The organism is Tardiphaga sp. (assembly GCF_028290785.1).
Taxonomy (GTDB): domain Bacteria; phylum Pseudomonadota; class Alphaproteobacteria; order Rhizobiales; family Xanthobacteraceae; genus Tardiphaga.
On record NZ_JAQGJD010000319.1, the window covers coordinates 1 to 7,222 of the forward strand.

At 62.3% G+C, this 7,222-nt stretch carries 8 protein-coding genes; all 8 read left to right on the forward strand.

Annotated features, from left to right (window positions below):
* On the forward strand, window positions 1-618 hold a 618-nt coding region (locus JWR89_RS19955; protein WP_299719304.1), incomplete at its 5' end, for a PfkB family carbohydrate kinase.
* A 17-nt stretch (window positions 619-635) separates the two neighbouring features.
* The gene (gene eda / locus JWR89_RS19960; RefSeq protein ID WP_299719306.1) at window positions 636-1,295 is read left to right on the forward strand and encodes a bifunctional 4-hydroxy-2-oxoglutarate aldolase/2-dehydro-3-deoxy-phosphogluconate aldolase; all 660 of its coding nucleotides are present in this window, start codon (window positions 636-638) and stop codon (window positions 1,293-1,295) included.
* Window positions 1,296-1,479: 184 nt separating this feature from the next.
* Entirely contained in the window at window positions 1,480-2,511 is a 1,032-nt protein-coding gene (locus tag JWR89_RS19965) for an AraC family transcriptional regulator (protein ID WP_299719308.1), read from the forward strand.
* 263 nt (window positions 2,512-2,774) lie between these two features.
* Window positions 2,775-3,953: a histidine kinase dimerization/phosphoacceptor domain -containing protein gene (locus JWR89_RS19970; protein ID WP_299719310.1), complete on the forward strand. Its 1,179-nt coding sequence runs from the start codon at window positions 2,775-2,777 to the stop codon at window positions 3,951-3,953.
* Window positions 3,950-5,464, forward strand: a complete 1,515-nt coding sequence (locus tag JWR89_RS19975) for an ATP-binding protein (RefSeq protein WP_299719313.1) — start codon at window positions 3,950-3,952, stop codon at window positions 5,462-5,464. Before JWR89_RS19970 ends, JWR89_RS19975 begins: the two co-directional genes overlap by 4 nt.
* Entirely contained in the window at window positions 5,461-6,108 is a 648-nt protein-coding gene (locus tag JWR89_RS19980; protein WP_299719315.1) for a response regulator, read from the forward strand. The genes JWR89_RS19975 and JWR89_RS19980 overlap by 4 nt, the downstream gene beginning before the upstream one ends.
* 226 nt (window positions 6,109-6,334) lie before the next feature.
* The gene (locus JWR89_RS19985) at window positions 6,335-6,982 is read left to right on the forward strand and encodes a hydrolase (RefSeq protein WP_299719318.1); all 648 of its coding nucleotides are present in this window, start codon (window positions 6,335-6,337) and stop codon (window positions 6,980-6,982) included.
* 24 nt (window positions 6,983-7,006) lie between these two features.
* Window positions 7,007-7,222 (forward strand): XapX domain-containing protein (locus JWR89_RS19990; protein ID WP_299719321.1); only part of this gene is annotated, 216 nt, incomplete at its 3' end.

Here is a 7,222-nt window from a genome sequence, read left to right on the forward strand (position 1 = left end):
GAAAATTCAGCAGCGCGCCTGCTTCTGTCGCTGCCGGAAACGCCGGCCATCCTCGACGCCTTGTTGGCTTATGACCTGATCTATCTCTCGGGTATCACGCTTTCGCTCTATGATGAGGGCGGGCGCAAACGGCTCATGCAGTCGCTGGATCGCGTTCGCGAAGCGGGCGGCCGCATCGCATTCGATGCCAATTTCAGGCCGCGAGGCTGGCCCGATCGCGAGGTTGCCAAGCGCGCCTATCACGATATTTTCGAGATCGCCGACATCGTTCTCGCTTCCGTTGAGGACCTCGACATGCTGTTCGGCGTCTCCGAGGCCAAGCAGGTCGTGGAGCGGTTGCGCGTCCCCGAACTCGTTCTCAAGCTGGTCGAGCCGTCCTGTCGGGTGCGCGCGCCCGGCGTCGATCAGATCATATCGGCGACACCGGTCGATCGCGTGATCGACACCACGGCCGCCGGCGACAGTTTCTCGGCGGCGTATATCGCGGCACGCCTTGGCGGTGCCGCACCTGTCGAGGCCGCGAAAGCGGGCCATCGCCTTGCCGGCACCGTCGTGCTCTATCCTGGCGCCATCATTCCGCGATCAGCCATGCCCGACGGCCTGGCTTCCCCGAAGTAAAACCGGCGAGACAGCTTATGACCGATCATTCGACCTCTGCAGCACGGCAGGAATCGCTGGCCCGACTTTTCAGTGCGGCGAAAGTGGTCCCTGTCATCACCATCGATCGCATCGAGGATGCCGTGCCGCTGGCGCGTTCGCTCGTCGCAGGCGGCATTCGCGTGCTCGAAATCACGCTACGCACGTCGGTCGCGCTGGAGGCCGCGAAGGCGATCATCGCAGAAGTGCCCGACGCGATCGTTGGACTGGGCACCGTGCTCGATGGCGCCGACCTCGCGCGGGCCGCGTCGATCGACGCGAAGTTCGCCCTCAGCCCCGGCGCGACGCCCGAGCTGCTGCAGGCCGCCTCGCGAAGCCACATTCCGTTCGTCCCCGGGATCGCGACAGCGTCCGAACTGATGGCGGCGCTGGCGCACGGCTTTGAGATCGTCAAATTCTTTCCGGCGCAACAGGCGGGCGGAATATCGGCACTGCGCGCGTTAGGCGGACCGTTCCCGCATGCCCGCTTCTGTCCGACCGGCGGCATCAGCGTCACGAATGCTGCCGAATGGCTGTCGGAGCGCAACGTTGTCGCCGTTGGCGGGTCCTGGCTTTGTCCCGCGGCGGATATCAGGGCCGGCAACTGGGACAGCATCACCGCGCGAGCGCGCCAGGCGATGGAAATGCCGGCTCGATAAGTTCTGGCTTCCGGCCGCACCCTCGGGATTAAGTGATTAGATGCCTGGTTCTGCATAGGCTTCGAAGGACAGCTTGCAGTTAAAGCGGACGCTGAATCCATGCCCGAGCCCCGTACAGGGGCAGGGCGGTGCAATTGTCATATGAGCGTGAAGATCTAGACCTATGGCTAGGTGCGATCCACCAATGGTCAGTTGTCTGCACACCACGTATTTCGCATCTTCGCGCCGTCGGGCAATGGCGCCCGGCTCGAATGTCGTGAGTTGGCGCGGCATCGCCGGTAAAACGGGGCGGAACAGCATGCTCAGGGAGATCGGTTTCCCTTCAACCAGCCGCCTCAAACCCGAGATCGACGTCTTCGGGTGTCCGATGAAGAAACTCGGAAAGAACCAGGAGCTTCGCGGCACCGGCATCAAGTTATTCCGCAAGGGCAGCGACGATCCGCAGCTCGGCCAGATAGCCACCGATGGCGACAACCGCGGCTTTCTTATCGGCGTATCGCAGAGCCGCGGGCATCGCCGGCGCCTGTTCCACGCCAACCACACGACATCGCACGACTTCGCCGAAAACTCGGTGTATCTCCGCAATCTGGCGGACCCCTATCGTGCCGATCTGCAAGGCTCGTTCGATTTCCTGTTGATGGAACTGTCTCGCACATTCTTGCTCGAACTGGCGGAAGAACACGGCTGGCGCAATCGAGGTGAGCTAAGCCCGGCTTTTGAGCGCAGCGATCCGGCATTGTCGAGCTTGTTGCGTGCCGCGCAACCCGCCCTGGAGAAGGGCAGCAACGCCAACCCGCTATTCGTGGACCAACTCGGCATCGCGGTCGGCATCTATCTGTACGAGCGCTATAGCGGCGTCGCGCCTTCTCCGGATCGTGGACGCGCGCTGTTGTCCACGGCACAGATGGCCCTTGCGATCGACCTGCTGCGCGCCCATCCCGGCGGCAAGATGTCCATCGCTGAGCTCGCATCGGCCTGCGGACTCTCGCGCGGCTATTTCATTCACGCCTTCAAAAGCACCACGGGTGTCACGCCGCACCAGTGGATGCTGTCCCGCCGTATCGAGCAGGCGCAGGAATTGCTGCGCAACTCCGAACAGCCCTTGGCCGAAATCGCTTTGATCTGCGGCTTTGCCGATCAAAGCCATTTCACGCGGGTATTCTCGCGGATGTCCGGCGCGTCGCCAGGGAGCTGGCGGAGAACGGCGCGAAACTGAGCCGGATTGGTCGTCGTTCAACGGGACGCGAATCGTGAACCGTGTCCCAGCCGGAGCCTCCATCGTTGCCGATCGATGGACGCCATAAAATACGGATTTTTGTGCAAGACGGCCGAAATCGCGGATGTCATGCACGTGAACGCTGTGGTTGCCGCCGGACCCGGGCTATCGGGTGATGTAGCAACGAATTGTTCTCATTGACCTTTTCGTAGAATAGATTGCGCGCGCACCTCTACTCCCGCTCCTTTACCTGATAGCGTGACATGACGACGATCCAAGTGCCTGATATGTGGAATGATCGCGACCGCGTCGCGGCGTTGCACCGGTACGAGATCCTCGGTTCCGCATCGGAGGCCGATTTTTCGGATTTCGTGCAGATCGCTTCCGACATCTGCAACACGCCGATCGCCGCCATCAATCTGATCGACAGCCACCGCCACTGGACGTTGACCGGCGTCGGAGGTGGCGATCGGGAGCTGCCGCTGAATCATTCGATCTGCGCTCAGGCGATCCTCCAGACCGACCTGTTCGTGGTCCCCGATCTTTCTTCCGACCTTCGGTTTCATGATAATCCGCTGGTGCGGGGCGATCCGAAACTGCGCTTCTATGCAAGCGCGGTGCTGGAAACGCCGACGGGCCTGTGCATTGGGACGGTATGTGTCCTCGATCACACCCCGCGGCCCGAAGGCCTCTCTGCCCGCCAGCGCTTCACCTTGCAAGCGCTGGCCCGGCAGATCATCACGCAGCTCGAACTTCGCCGCGCCACGCTGGAAATTACCGACGCCAACACTGCGCGTGACAGGCTGCAGGCTTCGCTTAACGAAAAGGAAGTGCTGCTCAAGGAAGTGCATCATCGGGTCAAGAACAATCTGCAGCTCATCAGCAGCCTGTTGAGCCTGCAGGCATCGCGCATCGCCGATCCGGCGACGGCGGCGCTGTTTGCCGACAGCCGCAATCGCGTGCGGTCGATGGCGATGGTGCACGAGAACCTGTACCGGGCCGGCAATTTCGCCGAAATCGCTATGCAGACCCACATCCAGAGCCTGTGCGCGCAACTCGACCGCGCCTACGGCCGCTCCCGGGTCGATATCGTGTCGGACAGCGACGACGTCACGCTCGATCTTGATCGGGCTGTATCGTGCGGGCTGATCGTCAACGAGCTCGTTTCCAATGCACTGAAACATGCGTTCCCCGCCAATCGCAGCGGCCAGATCACCGTCAGGTTCAGCGATGCCCATGGCGGCACCTGCAATCTTACCGTAGCCGACAATGGCATCGGGCTGCCGGACCACATCGATGTGACGGATACGACCTCGCTGGGATTGCAACTGGTGCGCGATCTCGTTGAGCAGCTCGACGGCGTGCTGTTCGTCGATCGCAGCGAAGGGACCAAGTTCGTGCTGACCTTCAAGGACCATCGCTATACCGGGGCGCCGGCATGATGACCCCTGCCCGGATCATGATCGTCGAGGATGACCGGATCGTCGCACGCGACCTCCGCGAACAGCTCGCGCGAACCGGGCATTCGGTCTCCGGCATCACGTCGCGCGGCGAGGCAGCGGTCGAACTGGTGATCAGCACGCAGCCGGATCTCGTGCTGATGGATATTCGCCTTGAGGGAGAGATCGACGGCATCGAAGCTGCCAAGCAGATCCGCATCAGATGCCATATCCCGGTGGTGTTCCTCACCGCCTACGCCGACGACGAGACGATGCGGCGCGCGAGCGAGGCGGAGCCGTTCGGCTATCTGTTGAAGCCGTTCGAAGACCTACAACTGCGTACGGTGATCGAGATGGCGCTGTACAAGCATCGCGCCGACCGCAAGCTGCGCGAGAGCGAGCGGCGCTATGAGGCGACATTGTCGAGCATCGGCGATGGCGTGATCGCGACTGACGAGCGCGGCCGCGTCAGCTTCATCAATCCCGCCGCCGAGGCTATGACCGGCTGGGCAAAGGAAGACGCCATCGGAATGCCGCTGGCATCGATCTATCGAGTGATGGATGTCAACCGGCGCCCGGCGCAGCAGACCTCGATCGCGCGCGCTCTGGCTTCGTCGCTTTCCTGCAAGACGGCGGACCAGGCCATCCTGATCTCCCGCAACGGACAGGAATTCCCGATCGACGAGAAGTGCGCGCCGATCGTTGGTGATGCCGGCAGCGTCAGCGGCGCCGTGCTGGTGTTTTCCGATACGTCGGATCGCCGCAAGGCGGCCAACACCCTGCAGGCCGCGCAGGCCAATCTGGCGCGGATGTCGCGGGTGACGACCATGGGGCAGTTGACGGCGTCCATCGCCCATGAGGTCAATCAGCCGTTGATGGCGGTGGTGATGAATGCCGAAGCCTGCCTGAAATGGATGGATGGCCCCCACAAGGATTTAGGCGAAGCCAAAGCCGCGGCGATGCGCGCGATTTCCGAAGGGCACCGCGCGGCCAAGATCATCGAGCGGATTCGCGCCATCGCGCGCAATACGCCGGTGGCGTTCGAAACCCTCGACCTCAATGAGATGATCGAGGGAATCCTTGCGGTGGTGCAGCTTGAGTTTCGCCATCAGGAGATCGCCATCGATATCGATCTTCAGCCGGTCCCCTTGCAGGTCGTCGGCGATCGAATTCAGTTGCAGCAGGTGTTGCTGAACCTGCTCTCCAACGCCGCGGATGCGATCAACGCGTCGGACGGCCGGGATCGGCGCGCTTTTGTGAGATCCTGGAGAGAACCATCGGGCGAGGTCCGTGTGACCGTAGAGGACTCCGGCATCGGCATCGCGCCGGATGTGGCCGGACAGATCTTCGATCCGTTCTTCACCACCAAACAATCGGGTATCGGGATGGGGCTGTCGATCTGCCGCGCCATTATCGAAGCCCATGGCGGCGAACTGCGGGTTGAAGCGCGCGCGCCGCACGGCACCCGCTGCCTGTTTTCGCTGCCCCGCTTGCAGCCGCAGGTGAACGCGTGACCGAAGTCGCCAAGGCACCGGCAGTCATTGTTGCGGTCATCGACGACGACCAGGGCGTCCGCGACGCGCTTGACGGGATGTTGCGCTCGGTCGGGTTGCAGGTGGTGTCATTTGCATCGACACAGGACTATCTCGATCAGGAGATGCTCGATGGCTATGGCTGCATCATTCTCGATGTGCGGCTGCCCGGGCGCAGTGGGCTGGATTTTCAGGATGATCTGGCGAAGCTGAACGTCACCACGCCGGTGATCATCATCAGCGGCCACGCGGATGTGCCGATGTCGGTCCGCGCCATGAAGGCCGGCGCGGTGGAATTTCTCACCAAACCGGTGCGAGCACAGGACCTGCTCGACGCGGTGGACGCGGCGCTTGCGCAGGACCGCGCCGCGCGTCTGCAGGCCCGTCGTGCAGCAAGCCTCAACCGCGATTTCGAGACGCTCACCGCTCGCGAACGCGAAGTGTTCGAGCACGTCGCCTGCGGCCTGATGAACAAGCAGATTGCTGCCGTGCTCGGGTTGAGCGAGGCGACCGTCAAGCTTCATCGCGGTTCGGTGATGCGCAAGATGCGCGCCAATTCCATCGCCGACCTCGTCCGCATGGCAGACCGCCTCGGCTACGGCAAGCCGACCGACGACTATACCTAAGGTTAGTCGCGCCGGACTCATCGATAGCCGGGCGATCCCCAAGACCTGACTTACAGACAAGACCTCGGCCGCGACATCGGTTCAATTCCGCGCGGGTTACAGGCCTCGGGCCAGACGTATCGGATCGTCTGCGCCTCTGTTGCAATAGCCCAGACGCCAAAGCGCCCTTGCGCGTTCGATTGACATCCTGCGCGCGCCATCGCGCCACCTTCACGGAGAATTGCTCATGTCCTTTCAAGAAATGTTGACCCCGCAGAACAGTGCCATCGCGCTGATCGATTTTCAGCCCGCGATGTTCCAGGGCGTCCAGTCGCATGATCGTCTTGTCACATTGAACAACGTCCAGATTCTTGCAAAAGCTGCGAAGCTCTTCAAGATTCCGACCGTTCTCACCACCGTCGCGGCAGAGTCGTTTTCCGGCCCGTTCATCCCCGAAGTAGTGTCGCTGTTTCCGGGACAGGAAATCATCGATCGCACCTCGATGAATTCGTGGCTCGATCCGAACTTCCGCAAGGCCGTCGCCGCGACCGGCCGCAAGAAATTTGTGATCGCCGGTCTGTGGACCGAAGCCTGCGTGATCTTCCCGACCCTGGACATGCTGCGCGAAGGCTTTGAAATCTACATTGCTGCCGACGCCTGCGGCGATCTCTCGCCGGAAGCCCATGAGCGCGCCATGCAGCGCGCGATCCAGGCCGGCGCGGTGCCGATCACGTCCTCGCAATATGCCTATGAGCTGCAGCAGGACTGGGCGCGCAGCGAGACCTATGAGGGCATGATGGATATTCAGCGCGCGCATTCGCCCTATGGCATCCAGATCCGCTTTTCGAGGTGGGCGCTGGGCGAGCACGCCTCCGAAGGTGGCCCGGCCAAGTAACGGTTAGTAAGAGAGGATAACGACATGAGAGCGCACTTGATCTCCCTCGGCGCCGGCCTGCTGGTCGGCGTCATCTACAGCTTGATCAACGTGCGCTCTCCAGCGCCGCCGGTGGTGGCGCTGGTCGGCCTGCTCGGCATTCTCGTCGGCGAGCAGATCCCGCCGCTGGTGCGGACGCTCTGGCAGAAGGAGCCGGTGGTCCAGTCCTGGCTCGATCAGGTCAAACCCCACATGTTCGGT